Below are 16383 nucleotides of genomic sequence, written 5' to 3' on the forward strand. Positions count from 1 at the left end.
CTCATGCCTTCAATCCTGCGTGTAGATCCTGCAAGCGGCGCACGGTCTTCTCGGGACCGAACTTCAGCGCTTCACAGATAGCTTCGCCAGCAGCAATGGTGGTGGTGCAGTAAATCTTGTGCTGCAGGGCATTACGACGAATGGAGTACGAATCAGCGATCGACTGACGACCTTCGGTGGTGTTGATGATCAGCGTGACTTCGTCATTCTTGATCATGTCGACCACGTGCGGACGACCTTCGGTCACCTTGTTCACACGGCGCACTTTCAGGCCTGCAGCCTCTATCAGCTTGGCAGTACCGGCAGTGGCAACCACTTCGAAGCCCAAGTTGATCAGATCACGGGCCACGCCCGCAACCAGCGGCTTGTCGTCGTCACGGACGCTGATGAACGCAGTACCGCCGGTCGGCAACACTTCGCTGGCACCCATCTGGGCCTTGGCGAACGCCTCGCCGAAGGTGTCACCCACGCCCATCACTTCACCGGTGGACTTCATCTCAGGGCCGAGGATCGGGTCAACGCCAGGGAACTTGGCGAACGGGAACACCGCCTCTTTCACACTGTAGAAGTTCGGGATGATTTCCTTGGTGAAACCCAGCTCTTTCAGGGTTTTACCGGCCATCACGCGTGCTGCGATCATCGCCAGGGAAACGCCGATGCACTTGGATACGAACGGTACGGTACGGGAAGCACGCGGGTTGACTTCGATGACGTAGATGTCTTCGCCTTGCAGCGCCAACTGAACGTTCATCAGGCCGACCACGCCGAGTTCCAGGGCCATTTTCTTGACCTGTTCGCGCATCTCGTCCTGGATGTGGGCCGGCAGCGAGTACGGCGGCAGCGAGCACGCGGAGTCACCGGAGTGAACACCGGCCTGCTCGATGTGCTGCATGATCGCACCGATCACCACGTCCTTGCCGTCGCAGACCGCATCCACGTCCATTTCGATGGCGCAGTTGAGGAAGTGGTCCAGCAGCACCGGGCTGTCGTTGGACACCTGAACAGCTTCACGCAGGTAGCGCTTGAGTTCTTCTTCTTCGTAAACGATTTCCATCGCACGACCGCCCAGTACGTAGGACGGACGCACCACCAGCGGGTAACCGATCTTGCTGGCGGCACGAATGGCTTCGTCTTCGCTGCGCACGGTGGCGTTTGGCGGCTGACGCAGGTTCAGGCGCTGGACCATCTGCTGGAAGCGTTCACGGTCTTCGGCACGGTCGATTGCATCAGGGCTGGTGCCGATGATCGGCACGCCAGCGGCTTCCAGGGCACGAGCCAGTTTCAGCGGGGTCTGGCCGCCGTACTGGACGATCACGCCTTTCGGCTTCTCGACGCGGACGATTTCCAGCACATCTTCCAGGGTCACTGGTTCGAAGTACAGGCGATCGGAGGTGTCGTAGTCGGTGGATACGGTTTCCGGGTTGCAGTTGACCATGATGGTCTCGTACCCGTCATCGCGCAGGGCCAGTGCCGCGTGTACGCAGCAATAGTCGAACTCGATGCCCTGGCCGATACGGTTCGGACCGCCGCCCAGGATCATGATCTTGTCGCGACCCGATGGTGCGGCTTCGCATTCTTCTTCGTACGTCGAGTACAGGTAAGCGGTGTCGGTGGCGAACTCGGCGGCGCAAGTGTCGACGCGCTTGTAGACCGGGAACACTTCAAGCTTGTGACGATGAGCACGCAGGCTCTTCTCGGTCACGCCCAGCAGCTTGGCCAGGCGCATATCGGAGAAGCCTTTGCGCTTGAGGCGGAACATCAGATCGCGGTCGATGCTGGTCAGCCCCAGGGTCTTGACCTTCTCTTCGTCCTTGATCAGATCTTCCATCTGAACCAGGAACCAAGGATCGATCATGGTCATGCCGAAGATGTCTTCAACGCTCATGCCGGCGCGCATTGCGTCCGCCACGTACCAGATACGCTCGGCGCCCGGTACGGTCAGCTCGCGCTTGAGTACGCTCATGCTTTCCGGATTGCCCAGATCAACCTTCTCGTCCAGGCCGCAAACACCGACTTCCAGGCCGCGCAGGGCTTTCTGCAGGGATTCCTGGAAGGTACGGCCGATGGCCATGACTTCACCGACCGACTTCATCTGAGTGGTCAGGCGCGCGTCAGCCTTGGCGAACTTCTCGAAGGCAAAGCGTGGCAACTTGGTGACAACGTAGTCGATGGACGGCTCGAAGGACGCCGGGGTCTTGCCGCCGGTGATGTCGTTCGACAGTTCGTCGAGGGTGTAACCAACAGCCAATTTGGCCGCGACCTTCGCGATCGGGAAGCCAGTGGCCTTCGAGGCCAGTGCCGAAGAACGGGAAACGCGCGGGTTCATCTCGATCACGACCATGCGGCCGGTGTTCGGGCAGATGCCGAACTGAACGTTGGAACCACCGGTTTCCACGCCGATCTCGCGCAGTACCGCCAGGGAGGCGTTACGCAGGATCTGGTATTCCTTGTCGGTCAGGGTCTGTGCAGGAGCCACGGTGATCGAGTCGCCGGTGTGCACGCCCATCGGGTCGAAGTTTTCGATGGAGCAGACGATGATGCAGTTGTCCTTCTTATCGCGGACAACCTCCATCTCGTACTCTTTCCAGCCGATCAGCGATTCGTCGATCAGCAGCTCCTTGGTCGGCGACAGGTCCAGACCACGGGCGCAGATTTCTTCGAACTCTTCACGGTTGTAAGCGATACCGCCACCGGTGCCGCCCATGGTGAAGGACGGACGAATGATGCACGGGAAGCCGAGCTTCTCGAGGACCGCATTGGCCTCTTCCATGCTGTGGGCGATACCGGAACGCGGGCACGCCAGGCCGATGGATTTCATCGCCTTGTCGAAACGCGAGCGGTCTTCAGCCTTGTCAATGGTGTCGGCGTTGGCGCCAATCATCTCTACGCCGAACTTCTCCAGAACGCCTTCGCGCTCCAGGTCCAGGGCGCAGTTCAGAGCGGTCTGACCACCCATGGTTGGCAGCAATGCGTCCGGACGCTCTTTCTCGATGATCTTGGCAACGGTCTGCCACTTGATCGGCTCGATGTAGGTGGCGTCGGCCATGGCCGGGTCGGTCATGATGGTGGCCGGGTTGGAGTTCACCAGGATGACGCGGTAACCCTCTTCGCGCAGGGCCTTGCAGGCCTGGGCGCCGGAGTAGTCGAATTCGCAGGCCTGGCCGATCACGATCGGGCCAGCGCCGAGAATCAGGATGCTTTTAATGTCTGTACGTTTTGGCATGGGTTTGTCACTCAAATCCGCAGGTCAGTCGGCAAGCCGTCTTGTTCAATCTCTGACTTGAGGGGGCCACCGGTATCGGGGCCGCCCTCAAGCTGTGCTACATCAAGGACGAGCGATCAGCGTCGCTTGGCCATCTCGTTGATGAAGCGATCGAACAATGGCGCTACGTCGTTCGGGCCAGGGCTGGCTTCAGGGTGACCCTGGAAGCTGAAGGCGCTCTTGTCGGTACGCTCGATACCCTGCAGGGTGCCGTCGAACAGCGACTTATGGATCGCGCGAACGTTGGCTGGCAGGGTCGCTTCGTCTACGGCAAAACCGTGGTTCTGGCTGGTGATCATCACCACGCCGCTGTCCAGATCCTGGACGGGGTGGTTGGCACCGTGGTGGCCGTGCCCCATTTTCAGGGTCTTGGCGCCGGAGGCCAGGGCCAGCAGCTGGTGACCGAGGCAGATACCGAAGACCGGAATTTCGGTTTCCAGCACGTCCTTGATCGCCTGGATCGCGTAGTCGCAAGGCTCCGGATCACCAGGGCCGTTGGACAGGAACACGCCGTCCGGCTTCAGCGCCAGCGCTTCGGCAGCAGGCGTTTGCGCAGGCACGACGGTCACGCGGCAACCGCGCTCGACCAGCATGCGCAGGATGTTCACCTTGACGCCGTAGTCGTAGGCCACAACGTGGTACGGCAGCTCGGAGGCTTCCAGGGTCGCGTGGCTGTCGGTTTTCAGATCCCAGACAGTCGAGCGCCACTCGTAGCTTTCCTTGGTACTGACGACTTTCGCCAGGTCCATGCCCTTGAGACCAGGGAAACCCCGGGCGGCGGCGATGGCGGCTTCTTCGGAAATGTTGTCACCGGCCATGATGCAGCCGTTCTGCGCGCCTTTTTCACGCAGGATGCGCGTCAGGCGGCGGGTGTCGATACCGGCGATGGCCACAACGTTGTTGGCCTTCAGGTAGTCGGACAGGGACATCGTGTTACGCCAGTTGCTCGCCACCAGTGGCAGGTCACGGATGACCAGGCCGGCAGACCAGACGCGGTTGGACTCGGCGTCTTCCGGCGTGGTGCCGGTATTGCCGATGTGCGGATAAGTCAGGGTAACGATTTGTTGGGCGTAGGAAGGATCGGTAAGGATTTCCTGATAGCCGGTCATTGCGGTGTTGAACACCACCTCACCAACGGTTTGACCGTCGGCTCCAATGGCTTCGCCGCGAAAAATGCTGCCATCAGCAAGGGCGAGTATGGCTGGCTTAGTCAAGAAGACCTCCCGTAAATAAAGCCTGAAAGGGCGATCGCAGGTTGTAAAAAAGCGGAGTGACGTATGGACACGTCACCCCGCTTCTTCACTGAATTATTCTGCGCGCTTTTAGTGGACACACTAAAGCTGTAGCTTACAGAAAAAGGCATTTTTGGTCTACCGCCAATGAGCCTTAAAGGCTGGAGAATGCGACAGGACGTCGCTTGGCGGGGTAAAAACGGGCTCAAACGCTGTGCGCGAGCCCGATTTCGGGTGCATCTTAACGCAGGTCGAGCACGTCTTGCATGTCGTAAAGACCAGGTTCACGCCCGTCCAGCCACAAAGCAGCACGTACCGCGCCCTTGGCGAAGGTCATGCGGCTGGAGGCCTTATGGGTGATTTCCAGACGCTCACCTTCGCAGGCAAACAGCACCGTGTGATCGCCAACCACATCACCACCGCGCACGGTGGCAAAACCGATGGTTTCACGCTCACGCGCACCGGTATGGCCTTCACGACCATAAACCGCGACCTTCTGCAGATCACGATCCAGCGCACCAGCGATCACTTCACCCATGCGCAGGGCCGTACCGGACGGCGCATCGATCTTGTGACGGTGATGCGCTTCGATGATTTCGATATCCGCCTCATCACCCAGCACGCGTGCAGCCATATCCAGCAGCTTCAGCGACAGGTTCACACCAACGCTGAAGTTGGCAGCGAACACAATGGGAATATCCTTGCCCGCTTCAGCCAGCAACTGCTTCTGCGCAGCATCCAGCCCGGTGGTGCCGATCACCATGGCCTTGCCCGCCTTGCGGCAGAAGGCCAGGTTTTTCAGCATGACTTCCGGCAGCGTAAAGTCGATCAACACATCGAACTCTTCCGCCACGGACTCCAGGCTTCCGGTCAGCGGCACACCAATGCGCCCCAGCGAAGCCAGCTCACCCGCATCCACGCCAATCAGCGTGCTGCCAGGGCGCACAACGGCTGCCGTCAGACCGGTCAGAGGCGCGCGCTGCTGCACCGCCTCGACCAGGATTTTACCCATGCGCCCGGCAGCGCCCATCACAGCTATACGTCGCATGCCGACTCCTTACAAATCGCCGAAGAAGCGCTTGACGCCTTCGAACCAGCCAGTGGTTTTCGGCGAGTGACTGTTGTCATCTGCCAGTGAACTGCGGAACTCCTCGAGCATTTCGCGCTGGCGACGGCTCAGGTTGACCGGAGTCTCGACCGCCACACGGCACATCAGGTCACCGGCACCGCCACCGCGCACGGGTGCGACACCCTTGCCACGAACACGGAACTGTTTGCCGGTCTGGGTCCCTTCAGGGATCTTCAGTTTGACGCGACCATCAAGGGTCGGAATCTCCAGCTCGCCACCCAGCGCAGCGTCGACGAAGCTGATTGGCACTTCGCAGAACAGATGCTTGCCGTCACGCTGGAAGATCGCGTGCTCACGCACATTGATCACCACGTACAGGTCGCCAGTCGGGCCACCCTGGGCACCCGCCTCGCCTTCGCCGGACAGACGAATGCGGTCACCGGTATCGACACCGGCCGGCACTTTCACCGACAGGGTCTTGTACTCTTCGACACGACCTTCGCCGTGGCAGGAATCGCACGGATCGGAAATGATCTTGCCCTGGCCATGGCAGCGCGGGCAGGTCTGCTGCACCGAGAAGAAGCCCTGCTGCATGCGCACCTGGCCGATACCGCCGCAAGTCGGGCAGGTCACCGGCGCAGAGCCTCTCTTGGCACCGGAGCCGTCGCAAGGCTTGCAGTTGACCAGCGTCGGAACGCGGATGTTCACGGTCGTACCGCGCACCGCCTCCTCGAGGTCCAGTTCCAGGGTGTAGCGCAAGTCACTGCCGCGCTGAGCGCCACCACGGGAGCCGCCGCGACCACCACCGAAGAAATCACTGAAGACATCGCCAAAGATGTCGGAGAAGTTCTGACCACCGAACCCGGCACCGCCGCCGCCCATGCTTGGGTCGACACCGGCATGGCCGTACTGGTCGTATGCCGCGCGCTTGCTGGAGTCCGACAGCACTTCGTAGGCCTCGTTGGCCTCCTTGAATTTCTCTTCCGACGCCTTGTCATCGGGATTACGGTCCGGGTGATGCTTCATCGCCAGGCGACGGTAGGCCTTTTTCAGGTCCGCTTCGCTTGAGCCACGCTCAACACCCAACACTTCGTAATAGTCACGCTTTGCCATAAGTCTTTGCACTCTTGAGGACGTCCGACAAAACCCTCCTGAGTCTGCCGAACTCGTTGAGCCCCAATACAGGCCCGGACCCAACTCACGTCAATTCAACGATCCTGGTCTTTGATTCAATGCGGTACTTGCGGCTCGAAAAGCAGGAGCATTCCCGGCCATACCACCAGCATCCGAACTTCGTCGCATGCTGTAAAAATTCGCGTATTCCAGACACGCCAACGCGGGAGCAAGCTCCCGCGCGGCGACATCCTACCAGTCACCGCCCAAAGGCAGTCAACCGGCCGACCAACAACTTACTTGTGGTCTTTGACTTCTTCGAACTCGGCATCGACAACGTCGTCAGCCTTTTGCGCCTTGTCGTCGTGCGGTGCCGCGCCTTCAGCAGGCTGAGCCTGTTCGGCGTACATCTTCTGCGCCACTGGAGCGGAGACTTTCGACAGCTCTTCAACCTTGGCTTCGATAGCAGCCTTGTCGTCGCCTTTAACGGCGGCTTCCAGGGCAACCACTGCCGCTTCGATTGCAGTCTTCTCTTCAGCAGTCACTTTATCGCCGGCATCGGCAACCATTTTGCGCGTCGAGTGAACCAGTGCATCGCCCTGGTTGCGGGCAGTAGCCAGCTCTTCGAACTTGCGGTCTTCCTCGGCATTCGCCTCGGCATCACGCACCATGCGCTCGATCTCTTCATCGGACAGACCGGAGTTGGCCTTGATCACGATCGACTGAGTCTTGCCGGTAGCCTTGTCCTTCGCACCTACGTGCAGGATGCCGTTGGCGTCGATGTCGAAGGTCACTTCGATCTGCGGCACACCACGTGGAGCTGGTGGAATGTCGGCCAGGTCGAACTTGCCCAGGGACTTGTTCTGCGCGGCTTGCTTACGCTCGCCCTGCAGCACGTGAATGGTCACGGCGCCCTGGTTGTCGTCGGCAGTCGAGAACACTTGCGATTTCTTGGTAGGAATCGTGGTGTTTTTCTCGATCAGCGCAGTCATCACGCCACCCATGGTTTCGATACCCAGGGTCAGCGGGCTGACGTCGAGCAGCAGAACGTCTTTCACGTCACCGGCCAGTACCGCGCCCTGGATGGCAGCACCCATGGCAACCGCTTCGTCCGGATTCACGTCTTTACGAGCTTCTTTACCAAAGAACTCGGTTACCAGCTTCTGAACCAGTGGCATACGGGTCTGACCGCCCACCAGGATCACGTCGTTGATCGCGCCAACGTCGATACCGGCATCTTTCATCGCGATGCGGCAAGGTTCGATGGTGCGCTGAACCAGGTCTTCCACCAACGCTTCGAGCTTGGCGCGGGAGATCTTCACGTTCAGGTGCTTTGGACCGGTGGCGTCTGCAGTGATGTACGGCAGGTTCACGTCGGTCGACTGGCTCGAGGACAGTTCGATCTTGGCTTTTTCAGCAGCTTCTTTCAGGCGCTGCATGGCCAGCGGGTCGCCCTTGAGGTTCATGCCGCTTTCTTTCTTGAATTCGTCGACGAGGTAGTCGATCAGACGAATGTCAAAGTCTTCACCACCCAGGAACGTGTCACCGTTGGTGGCCAGTACTTCGAACTGGTGCTCGCCATCGACTTCAGCGATCTCGATCACGGAAACGTCGAAAGTACCGCCGCCCAGGTCGTAAACGATCACGGTGTGATCGCCCTTCGCCTTGTCCATACCGTAGGCCAGTGCGGCTGCGGTTGGTTCGTTGATGATACGTTTTACGTCCAGACCGGCGATGCGGCCAGCGTCTTTGGTCGCCTGACGCTGGCTGTCGTTGAAGTAGGCCGGAACGGTGATCACCGCTTCAGTCACGGTCTCGCCGAGGTAGTCTTCGGCGGTCTTCTTCATCTTCTTCAGGATTTCAGCCGAGATTTGTGGCGGTGCCATTTTCTGGCCGTTCACTTCAACCCAGGCGTCGCTGTTGTCAGCCTTGACGATCTTGTAAGGGACCATCTGGATGTCTTTCTGTACGACTTCTTCGTCGAAACGACGACCGATCAGACGCTTCACCGCATACAGGGTGTTGTGCGGATTGGTCACGGCCTGACGCTTGGCCGACTGGCCAACCAGAATTTCGCCATCGTTGGCGTAAGCGATGATCGACGGCGTGGTACGCGCGCCTTCAGCGTTTTCAATAACTTTTGCCTTGCCGTTTTCCAGCACGGAGACGCAGGAGTTGGTAGTCCCCAGGTCGATACCGATGATTTTGCCCATGTTCACTCTCCCGAAACTTTGGATTTGGTTGCCGCAGCAGTGGTGGCTAACTGCGGTAGCACTTAAACGCTTGACTTATAAATGGGGGGCCTTGCGGCGGATTTCAAGCCTGCTCGTCAATCGAGGGCGAAACCGGCGCAGGCGCCTTGCTGACCACGACCATGGCTGGGCGCAGCAGGCGTCCATTGAGCTGATAGCCCTTCTGGAACACCTTCAGAACACTGTTCGGTTCGACATCGGCGCTTTCCTGCATGGCCATTGCCTGATGCTGAACAGCATTGAACGGCTCGCCATGCGGATCGATCGCTTCAAGCTGATAACGCTTGAGGGTGTCGTGGAACATTTTCAGGGTCAGCTCGATGCCTTCGCGCATCGGACGGATGCTTTCGTCGTCCGGGCTGGACAGTTCCAGGCCGCGCTCCAGGCTGTCGACGATCGGCAGCAGGTCGCCGGCGAACTTTTCCAGCGCGAACTTGTGAGCCTTCTCCACATCCTGCTCGGCGCGACGGCGGACGTTCTGCAGATCGGCGGCTACACGCAAAGCCTGATCCTGAGCGCCTGCCAGTTGCTCTTCGAGCACTTGTACACGAGCCGCCAGGTCTTCACCCGAAGCCTCGGGCGCCTGGTTGGCGTCTGGGTTTTGCGTATCCACTGTCTGTTCGTCAGCCATAGATTTCTCCTTTCAATATCGTCCGCGAGCTCAACTCGCGCTTCTGCCCAGCTATATGGGGCCGCAAAATCCGGCTTCAAGGGGGGCTCGATCATTAACCCTACAAAAAACAACTGCATTGTCATTCCAGCGGGCGATAAGGGTTTCGTCGGACCGAGCCAATCGAGCTAACGAGGGGCATTGTCAGCCAGAAACAAAACACTGTATAAATAACCAGACCTAACACCTGGGAGCGGCCCATATGCTGGTGCACCTGTCCGTACACAACTACGCCATCGTTGAACATCTCGATCTCGAACTCGATCGCGGGATGAGCGTGATCACCGGGGAAACCGGCGCGGGCAAGTCGATCATGCTCGACGCGCTAGGCCTTACCCTGGGTGATCGCGCCGACAGCGGCGTGGTCCGCCCCGGCGCCGACAAGGCCGACATCCTGGCCACCTTTGACCTGGTCGACATTCCGGAAGCCAGCGCCTGGCTGGCCGAGCGCGACCTGGAAAACGACGGCCCGTGCATCCTGCGCCGGGTGATCACATCCGAAGGACGCTCGCGTGGCTACATCAACGGCACGCCCTGCCCACTGGGCGACCTCAAGGCGCTGGGCGAATTGTTGATCGACATTCACAGCCAGCACGAACATCAATCCCTGCTCAAGACCGATACCCACCGTCGCCTGCTCGATGAATATGCCGGCGCGACGGATCTTGCCCGCCAGGTTCAGCTCGCCGCCCAACGCTGGCGCCAGACCCGCCAGGAACTGGAGCGACTCTCCAACTCCGGCGACGAACAACGCGCCCGCCATCAGTTGCTCAGCTATCAACTCGAAGAGCTGGAAAACCTCGGCCTTGGCGACAACGAGCTGGAGCAGCTTGAGCAAGAGCATAAGAACCTGACCAATGCTGAAACCCTGCTAGGAATCTGTCGGCAAGTCGTCGAGCAATGCAGTGAAAGTGATTCGGGGAATGTCCTCAACGCCCTCACCGCCAGCCTCAACCGCCTGTCGAGCGTGAACAGCTCGATCGGTGCGCTGGGTGAAGCCAGCAGCTTGTTGACCAGCGCACAGATCCAGGTTGAAGAGGCCGTAGGTGAACTGAACCGCTTCCTCGACAATTTCGACGCCGACCCGTCGCGCCTTCAATACCTTGAAGAACGCCTCGACGCGATCTACACCCTGGCACGCAAGCACCGCATCCAGCCAACCGAAGTTGCCGAGATGCAACAGAAACTGCTGGATGAGATCGAAACCCTGAACGCCAACGACGAATCCATCGAGCGACTGAGCGATGAGTTGTCGTCCTATGCTCGGCACTATCAGGAAAGGGCCCGGGAACTGAGCGACCTGAGGCACCAGGCGTCGAACAGCCTGGCCAGCGCGGTCGAGCAGGAAATCCAGCGACTGGGCATGCCTGGCGGGCGCTTTACCATTGAACTGCGCCCCAACAGCAGCGATGAGCTACTGCCCAATGGCCTGGAACAGGTAGAACTGCTGGTCAGCGCCAACCCTGGCCAGCCGCTGAAGGCCCTGGCGAAAGTGGCATCCGGCGGCGAACTGTCGCGGATCAGCCTGGCGATCCAGGTCATCACCGCACAGACTTCCCGCGTTCCGACCCTGGTGTTCGACGAAGTCGACGTCGGCATTGGCGGCCCGACCGCAGAAATTGTCGGCCAGCTGCTGCGCCGACTCGGCGAGCGCGGGCAGGTACTGACCGTAACCCACTTGCCGCAAGTGGCAGCGCAAGGTCATCAGCATCTATTTGTGCACAAGGTGCGCGGTGAGGATGCCACCCGTACAGCCGTTTCCAGATTGAGTAAAAACGACCGCGTCGAAGAAGTCGCTCGGATGCTGGGCGGTATTGACCTCACCAAGGAGTCCCTGGCCCATGCCAGAAAAATGGTGGTTGCCGCAAAAGCTTAAATAGATAGAGACAGAAAGCACGAAGGCGACCCTGGGGTCGCCTTCGTTCGTTTCGCGAACCGATGTTCGCGCGACATGCTTACTTTTTCTTGCGCACGTACAGCACCAGATTGTGATCAACCATCTCGAAGCCATACTTGTCGACGATTGCTTTCTGAAGCCGCTCGATTTCTTCGTCGAAGAATTCGATCACTTCGCTGGTTTCGACGTTGACCATATGGTCGTGATGCTTTCCGTCGTCCAGTTCGAAGACCGCATGGCCTCCGTCGAAGTTGTGCCGCACCACAAGGCCAGCTGCCTCGAACTGGGTCAGCACACGGTAAACCGTGGCCAGACCGACGTCCTCACCAGCCTCCATAAGGGCCTTGTAGACATCCTCGGCACTCATGTGGCGCTGCTCGGCGGAATCGAGCATTTGCAGAATTTTGACCCGTGGAAGGGTCACTTTGAGGCCGGCTTTGCGTAGTTCGCTATTTTCAACCATGGTCAGCTTTCTCGCGATGCTGCTTCGCAGCTTCTCTTAATGCGGGTATGATCGGCGTTTACGTTGTCCCAGCCAAGATAGTGGAAGTCGCCCACCGATGCAAAACACCAAGCTCTTGCTAACCAGTTTCACCTTTGTGGGACTGCTCGCACTCGCCGGTTGTTCATTCCCCGGGGTTTACAAAATCGACATCCAGCAGGGCAATGTCGTCACGCAGGACATGATAGACCAGTTACGCCCGGGAATGACCCGTAAGCAAGTACGGTTTATCATGGGCAACCCTCTGTTGACTGACACGTTCCATGCCGATCGCTGGGATTATCTGTACAGCCTGCAACCAGGTGGCGGTGAACGCCAGCAAGAACGCATCAGCGTTATCTTCAACCCAAATGATCAGCTTGTCAGCCTCTCTGGCGATTTCATGCCAGGCGTGAGCCGCGACGAAGCCATTCTCGGCAAGGACAGCGGCACGACAGTGACTGCCCCTGCAGAAAACGTCGAAAAGCCAAAACCGGAAAAACCGGTCAAGCCAGGCTCGTTGCTGGACCAGATCCAGAAGGACGTCGACGGTGTAGAAACCGTTCCTGTCCCGACGCCGCGACCACTGGAAACCTCGCCGCAATAATTTGCGACGCAATAAAAAGCCCGGCATGCCCGGGCTTTTTATTGTCTGGCGTTCGGTGGCTTACTGATTCCGGGCCTTCGCCTCGGCAGCCTTGGCCGCACGCAGCCGGCGAACCTCTTTCGGATCAGCCAGCAACGGCCGATAAATCTCGATGCGATCCCCCGACTGAACCAAACGGCTGTCGGGATCGGCAACGACCTTACCGAAGATCCCCACAGGACATTCAGCCAAATCCAGCTCAGGAAATGCCTGACCTATACCGGATTTCAGCAAAGCGGCGCGAACAGTCGTTCCTGCTGGCACTTTCACCGGCACAAGCATCTGGCGATCAACGGCGGCATACACCACCTCAACCCCGATATCCGCCTCAACCATGCATTTGCTTGGCCCGCTGGCAGAATGCATCCACCAGCGTATTGGCCGCCTGATTGAACAAGGGTCCCAGGGTCGCCCGAACAATCGGCCCTGCGTAATCGAATGAAAGGTCCAGGCTGATCTTGCAAGCCTTATCGGTCAACGCCTTGAACACCCAGATGCCGTGCAACTGAGTGAACGGGCCTTCCTCAAGGTTCATTTCGATCGACTGGCCAGGAACCAGGGTATTGCGCGTCACGAAATGCTGGCTGAGGCCACCCTTCGCCACGCCAACGCTCGCCCGCATATGCTCAGGCGAGCTCTCCAGGACTTCAGCCGATGAGCACCACGGCAGAAACTCCGGATAACGAGCAACGTCGTTGACCAGGTCATACAGCGCTTGTGCCGGGTACGGCAGCAAGGCCGAACGTGAAATGTGTGTCGTCATGTCAGCGTTACTTCCACAGCTGGGCGGCAAACACTACGAGGATGCCGATGGGCGCCACATAGCGCATCAAGAACAAGGACAGACCAAACAGCGCAGGATTGCGCATCGACAACTCGTCGCGCACCGCTTCACGCCCCATGATCCAGCCCGCAAACACCACGAAACACAAACCGCCAAGCGGCAACATGAGTCGCGAGGTAAAGAAATCAATCACGCCAAAGAAGTCGAGACCACCGGTTGCACCCCACTGGTAGAGGTGGAACATACCGCCTTCGCTCACGAAGAACTTGGCCTCCTTCCAGATATTGAAGGAAAACACCGTACCCAGGCCGACAAACCAGCAGCTGAAAGCCAACCAGAAGGTGACCCATGCACGACTCACTTTAGTGCGCTCGACCAGGTAGGCCACCATCGGTTCAAGCAGGGAAATCGCCGAACTCCAGGCAGCGACCGCCACCAGCACGAAGAACACCACCCCCATCAATTGCCCGAACGCCACGTTACCGAAGGCAAACGGCAGGCTGACGAACATCAGCCCCGGCCCTTCGCTCGGATTCAGGCCCGCTGCAAAAACAATCGGAAACAATGCCAGGCCGGCCACCAGGGACACGAAGGTGTCGAGCAGCGCCACGCCAACGACAGTCCCCGATATCGACGAGTCCTTTGGCATGTAGGCGCCATAGATCATGATCGAGCCTACACCGACGCTCAGGGAAAAAAACGCATGCCCCATCGCGGGCAACAAACCGTCCAGGACCTTTTCCGGATGGAAGTCGAACATGAAATGCACACCGTCCATGAAATGGCCGGTGGTCATGCTGTAACCCAGCAGCACGAGGACCATCACGAACAACAAGGGCATCATGATACGCAAACTGCGTTCAAGCCCGGCAACCACGCCCTTGGCGATCACCACCGCGGACAACAGCATGAAAATCGTGTGCCAAAGTGTCAGGCGCCAGGGATCGGCGATCACATTGCCAAAGTAAGCCCCCACCTGATCCGGCGTCACGCCCTGGAAGTCGCCACGCCCCATGTCGATGATGTAATCCAGCGACCAGCCGCCAACCACACTGTAGAAAGACAGGATCAGCAACGCCGTGATCATTCCGGCAAATGCGCCCCAGGACCATTTGCCCGAGTGCCCCGCCTCAATCGCCAGCGCCTTCAAGGCATTGGCCGGGCTGTGCCGGGCACGCCGGCCGATCAGGGTTTCCGCCAGCATGACCGGCACGCCAATCAGCGCAATGCAAACCAGGAACATCAGCACGAAGGCGCCGCCGCCATAGACGCCGACCATGTACGGGAATTTCCAGATACTACCCAGCCCCACAGCCGAACCGGTCGCGGCGAGTATGAAGACCCAGCGGCTAGCCCAACTGCCGTGGACTGAAACCTTGTCTGTCGACATCGCTATCACGCCCAGCGTTCAAAAAAGAGGCCGCATTGTCCGGGATTCAATCAACCTGCTCAAGCACGTAGCAACACCGTAGCCGACTCGCGTGCAACTCCCTATAATGCCGCCCCTATGGCTAAACAGAAGAAACACCCAACAGGGACCATCGCGCAAAATAAAAAGGCGCGACACGATTACTTCATCGAGCATCGGTTCGAGGCTGGCCTGGTCCTGGCCGGCTGGGAAGTAAAAAGTCTGCGGGCAAGCAAGTTGCAGCTGGTCGACAGCTACGTACTGCTCAAGGATGGCGAAGCCTGGCTGCTCGGCAGTCACATCACGCCCCTGACGACCGCCAGCACCCACGTCATCGCTGATCCGGTTCGCACCCGTAAATTGCTGCTCAATCGGCGCGAGCTGGAAAAACTCTCCGCTGCCGTGCAGCAAAAGGGTTACGCCTGCGTGTGCCTGTCCTGGTACTGGAGCAAGCACATGGTCAAGTGCGAGATCGCTCTGGGCAAGGGTAAAAAGGAATACGACAAGCGTGATACCGAGCGCGAACGCGACGCCGGTCGCGAGTTGCAGCGCGCGGTGCGCAACAAGGGCAAGGAAGAGTAATTTCCTTCGCGGGCAAGCCCGCTCCCACAGGGTTTCGGTGTACCTGTAGGAGCGGGCCTGCCCGCGAAAGCAATCTCGCAAACGATACAGAACCGACTGGCTACATCCCCTTGCGCCGCTCCGCCCGGGCCATGCGCTGCACCTCCTGACGCACTTCTTCCAGCACTTCCTGCACATACAATATGTGTCGACTGGAAACTTCCCGCGCCTGCTCCGCCCGCCCTTCGATAATCGCCTGATACAACTCCCGATGCTGCGTGATCAGCATGTCGCGGGTTTCAGTGCGCTGCTTGTACATGCCACCGATGTTGGTCACCACGTTGCGCTTGAGCAGGTCGAACAGCCCGCGAATGGTGTGCAGCAACACGGCATTGTGGCTGGCCTCGGCGATCGCCAAATGAAACTTTGCGTCCGCAGCCCCCTCTTCGGCGCGGCTCACCTCTTCGTGACGCGAATAGCAGTCCTGTAATTCGTTGAATGCCGCGGTCAGTCGCTCGCGATCCACATCAGTGGCACGCAGCGCCGCGTAGTAGGCGCAGGACGCTTCCAGCGTATGACGAAACTCCAGCAGATCGCGTTGCGCCTCGGGGTTGCTTTCCAGCAGATGCAGCAAAGGATCACTGAAAGTGCTCCCCAGTGATTCCACCACATAGTTGCCACCGCCCTGGCGACTGACCAGCAATCCCTTGGCGGTCAGCTTCTGAATGGCTTCGCGCAACGAAGGGCGTGACACGCCAAATTGTTCGGCCAACGCACGCTCGGCCGGCAAACGCTCACCCGCCTTCAACGTGCCCTCGAGGATCATGCCCTCAAGCTGCTCGACAATATCGTCAGACAAACGGCGCTGACGAATTTGATCAAACCCCATAACTCGATTTCTCCACGATCCGACGGTTCGCCGGGGGCTCTATTCTGGCCTATCGGCGCCGCGCCAGCACCTGCCACGGCGCATTTGGTCATACCAGTCAGACGGCCTGCGCACTTTGC

Annotated in this window: 14 protein-coding genes; 3 read left to right on the forward strand and 11 right to left on the reverse strand. The window is 59.1% G+C overall.

Going from position 1 to position 16383, the window contains the following annotated elements:
- Window position 1: 1 nt before the first annotated feature.
- The 6 genes from carB to grpE all read right to left on the reverse strand — a co-directional run bounded on the left by carB (window position 2) and on the right by grpE (window position 9559).
- Entirely contained in the window at window positions 2-3223 is a 3222-nt protein-coding gene (gene carB, locus PMI31_RS14420) for a carbamoyl-phosphate synthase large subunit (RefSeq protein ID WP_008018788.1), read from the reverse strand.
- 116 nt (window positions 3224-3339) lie between these two features.
- Window positions 3340-4476, reverse strand: a complete 1137-nt coding sequence (carA, locus tag PMI31_RS14425) for a glutamine-hydrolyzing carbamoyl-phosphate synthase small subunit (RefSeq protein ID WP_008018789.1) — start codon at window positions 4474-4476, stop codon at window positions 3340-3342.
- 259 nt (window positions 4477-4735) lie between these two features.
- Window positions 4736-5542, reverse strand: a complete 807-nt coding sequence (dapB, locus tag PMI31_RS14430; protein ID WP_008018790.1) for a 4-hydroxy-tetrahydrodipicolinate reductase — start codon at window positions 5540-5542, stop codon at window positions 4736-4738.
- A 9-nt stretch (window positions 5543-5551) separates the two neighbouring features.
- Window positions 5552-6676: a molecular chaperone DnaJ gene (gene dnaJ / locus PMI31_RS14435; RefSeq protein WP_008018791.1), complete on the reverse strand. Its 1125-nt coding sequence runs from the start codon at window positions 6674-6676 to the stop codon at window positions 5552-5554.
- Window positions 6677-6972: 296 nt separating this feature from the next.
- A complete protein-coding gene (dnaK, locus tag PMI31_RS14440) occupies window positions 6973-8889 on the reverse strand; it encodes a molecular chaperone DnaK (protein WP_008018792.1) in 1917 nt (638 codons plus the stop codon).
- A gap of 103 nt (window positions 8890-8992) precedes the next feature.
- On the reverse strand, window positions 8993-9559 hold the full coding sequence (grpE, locus tag PMI31_RS14445) for a nucleotide exchange factor GrpE (RefSeq protein ID WP_007988694.1): 567 nt from the start codon (window positions 9557-9559) through the stop codon (window positions 8993-8995).
- A 241-nt stretch (window positions 9560-9800) separates the two neighbouring features.
- On the opposite strand from grpE, the gene recN reads away from it, so the two are divergent.
- Window positions 9801-11474 (forward strand): DNA repair protein RecN, encoded by a 1674-nt coding sequence (gene recN, locus PMI31_RS14450; protein ID WP_008018793.1) that lies wholly within the window; start codon window positions 9801-9803, stop codon window positions 11472-11474.
- Between the two features lie 79 nt (window positions 11475-11553).
- Here recN and fur read toward each other — a convergent pair whose 3' ends face one another.
- Complete coding sequence (gene fur / locus PMI31_RS14455) at window positions 11554-11958, reverse strand: ferric iron uptake transcriptional regulator (RefSeq protein WP_003197684.1); 405 nt, start codon at window positions 11956-11958, stop codon at window positions 11554-11556.
- Between the two features lie 97 nt (window positions 11959-12055).
- On the opposite strand from fur, the gene PMI31_RS14460 reads away from it, so the two are divergent.
- A complete protein-coding gene (locus PMI31_RS14460) occupies window positions 12056-12583 on the forward strand; it encodes an outer membrane protein assembly factor BamE (RefSeq protein WP_008018794.1) in 528 nt (175 codons plus the stop codon).
- A gap of 60 nt (window positions 12584-12643) precedes the next feature.
- Here PMI31_RS14460 and PMI31_RS14465 read toward each other — a convergent pair whose 3' ends face one another.
- The 3 genes from PMI31_RS14465 to PMI31_RS14475 are packed head-to-tail and all read right to left on the reverse strand — an operon-like array spanning window position 12644 to window position 14796.
- Entirely contained in the window at window positions 12644-12958 is a 315-nt protein-coding gene (locus PMI31_RS14465; RefSeq protein WP_008018795.1) for an RnfH family protein, read from the reverse strand.
- On the reverse strand, window positions 12951-13385 hold the full coding sequence (locus PMI31_RS14470; RefSeq protein ID WP_008018796.1) for a type II toxin-antitoxin system RatA family toxin: 435 nt from the start codon (window positions 13383-13385) through the stop codon (window positions 12951-12953). Before PMI31_RS14470 ends, PMI31_RS14465 begins: the two co-directional genes overlap by 8 nt.
- 7 nt (window positions 13386-13392) lie before the next feature.
- On the reverse strand, window positions 13393-14796 hold the full coding sequence (locus tag PMI31_RS14475; protein ID WP_008018797.1) for a sodium-dependent transporter: 1404 nt from the start codon (window positions 14794-14796) through the stop codon (window positions 13393-13395).
- A 117-nt stretch (window positions 14797-14913) separates the two neighbouring features.
- Here PMI31_RS14475 and smpB point away from each other — a divergent pair, with 117 nt between their 5' ends.
- Window positions 14914-15396, forward strand: coding sequence for an SsrA-binding protein SmpB (gene smpB / locus PMI31_RS14480; RefSeq protein WP_007988707.1), 483 nt, complete (start codon window positions 14914-14916; stop codon window positions 15394-15396).
- A gap of 100 nt (window positions 15397-15496) precedes the next feature.
- Here the strand turns inward: smpB and PMI31_RS14485 are convergent, their stop codons facing one another.
- On the reverse strand, window positions 15497-16264 hold the full coding sequence (locus PMI31_RS14485) for an FCD domain-containing protein (protein ID WP_008018798.1): 768 nt from the start codon (window positions 16262-16264) through the stop codon (window positions 15497-15499).
- Between the last annotated feature and the right edge of the window lie 119 nt (window positions 16265-16383).

It is taken from the genome of Pseudomonas sp. GM55 (genome assembly GCF_000282395.1).
In the GTDB taxonomy this organism is placed as follows: Bacteria; Pseudomonadota; Gammaproteobacteria; order Pseudomonadales; family Pseudomonadaceae; genus Aquipseudomonas; species Aquipseudomonas fluorescens_CC.

Excerpts from the sequence above, each read along its gene's own strand:
- carB (WP_008018788.1), bottom strand. The coding sequence starts at position 3,223 with ATGCCAAAACGTACAGACATTAAAAGCATCCTGATTCTCGGCGCTGGC.
- dapB (WP_008018790.1), bottom strand. The coding sequence starts at position 5,542 with ATGCGACGTATAGCTGTGATGGGCGCTGCCGGGCGCATGGGTAAAATC.
- dnaJ (WP_008018791.1), bottom strand. The coding sequence starts at position 6,676 with ATGGCAAAGCGTGACTATTACGAAGTGTTGGGTGTTGAGCGTGGCTCA.
- dnaK (WP_008018792.1), bottom strand. The coding sequence starts at position 8,889 with ATGGGCAAAATCATCGGTATCGACCTGGGGACTACCAACTCCTGCGTC.
- grpE (WP_007988694.1), bottom strand. The coding sequence starts at position 9,559 with ATGGCTGACGAACAGACAGTGGATACGCAAAACCCAGACGCCAACCAG.
- recN (WP_008018793.1), top strand. The coding sequence starts at position 9,801 with ATGCTGGTGCACCTGTCCGTACACAACTACGCCATCGTTGAACATCTC.
- fur (WP_003197684.1), bottom strand. The coding sequence starts at position 11,958 with ATGGTTGAAAATAGCGAACTACGCAAAGCCGGCCTCAAAGTGACCCTT.
- PMI31_RS14460 (WP_008018794.1), top strand. The coding sequence starts at position 12,056 with ATGCAAAACACCAAGCTCTTGCTAACCAGTTTCACCTTTGTGGGACTG.
- PMI31_RS14465 (WP_008018795.1), bottom strand. The coding sequence starts at position 12,958 with ATGGTTGAGGCGGATATCGGGGTTGAGGTGGTGTATGCCGCCGTTGAT.
- PMI31_RS14470 (WP_008018796.1), bottom strand. The coding sequence starts at position 13,385 with ATGACGACACACATTTCACGTTCGGCCTTGCTGCCGTACCCGGCACAA.
- PMI31_RS14475 (WP_008018797.1), bottom strand. The coding sequence starts at position 14,796 with ATGTCGACAGACAAGGTTTCAGTCCACGGCAGTTGGGCTAGCCGCTGG.
- smpB (WP_007988707.1), top strand. The coding sequence starts at position 14,914 with ATGGCTAAACAGAAGAAACACCCAACAGGGACCATCGCGCAAAATAAA.
- PMI31_RS14485 (WP_008018798.1), bottom strand. The coding sequence starts at position 16,264 with ATGGGGTTTGATCAAATTCGTCAGCGCCGTTTGTCTGACGATATTGTC.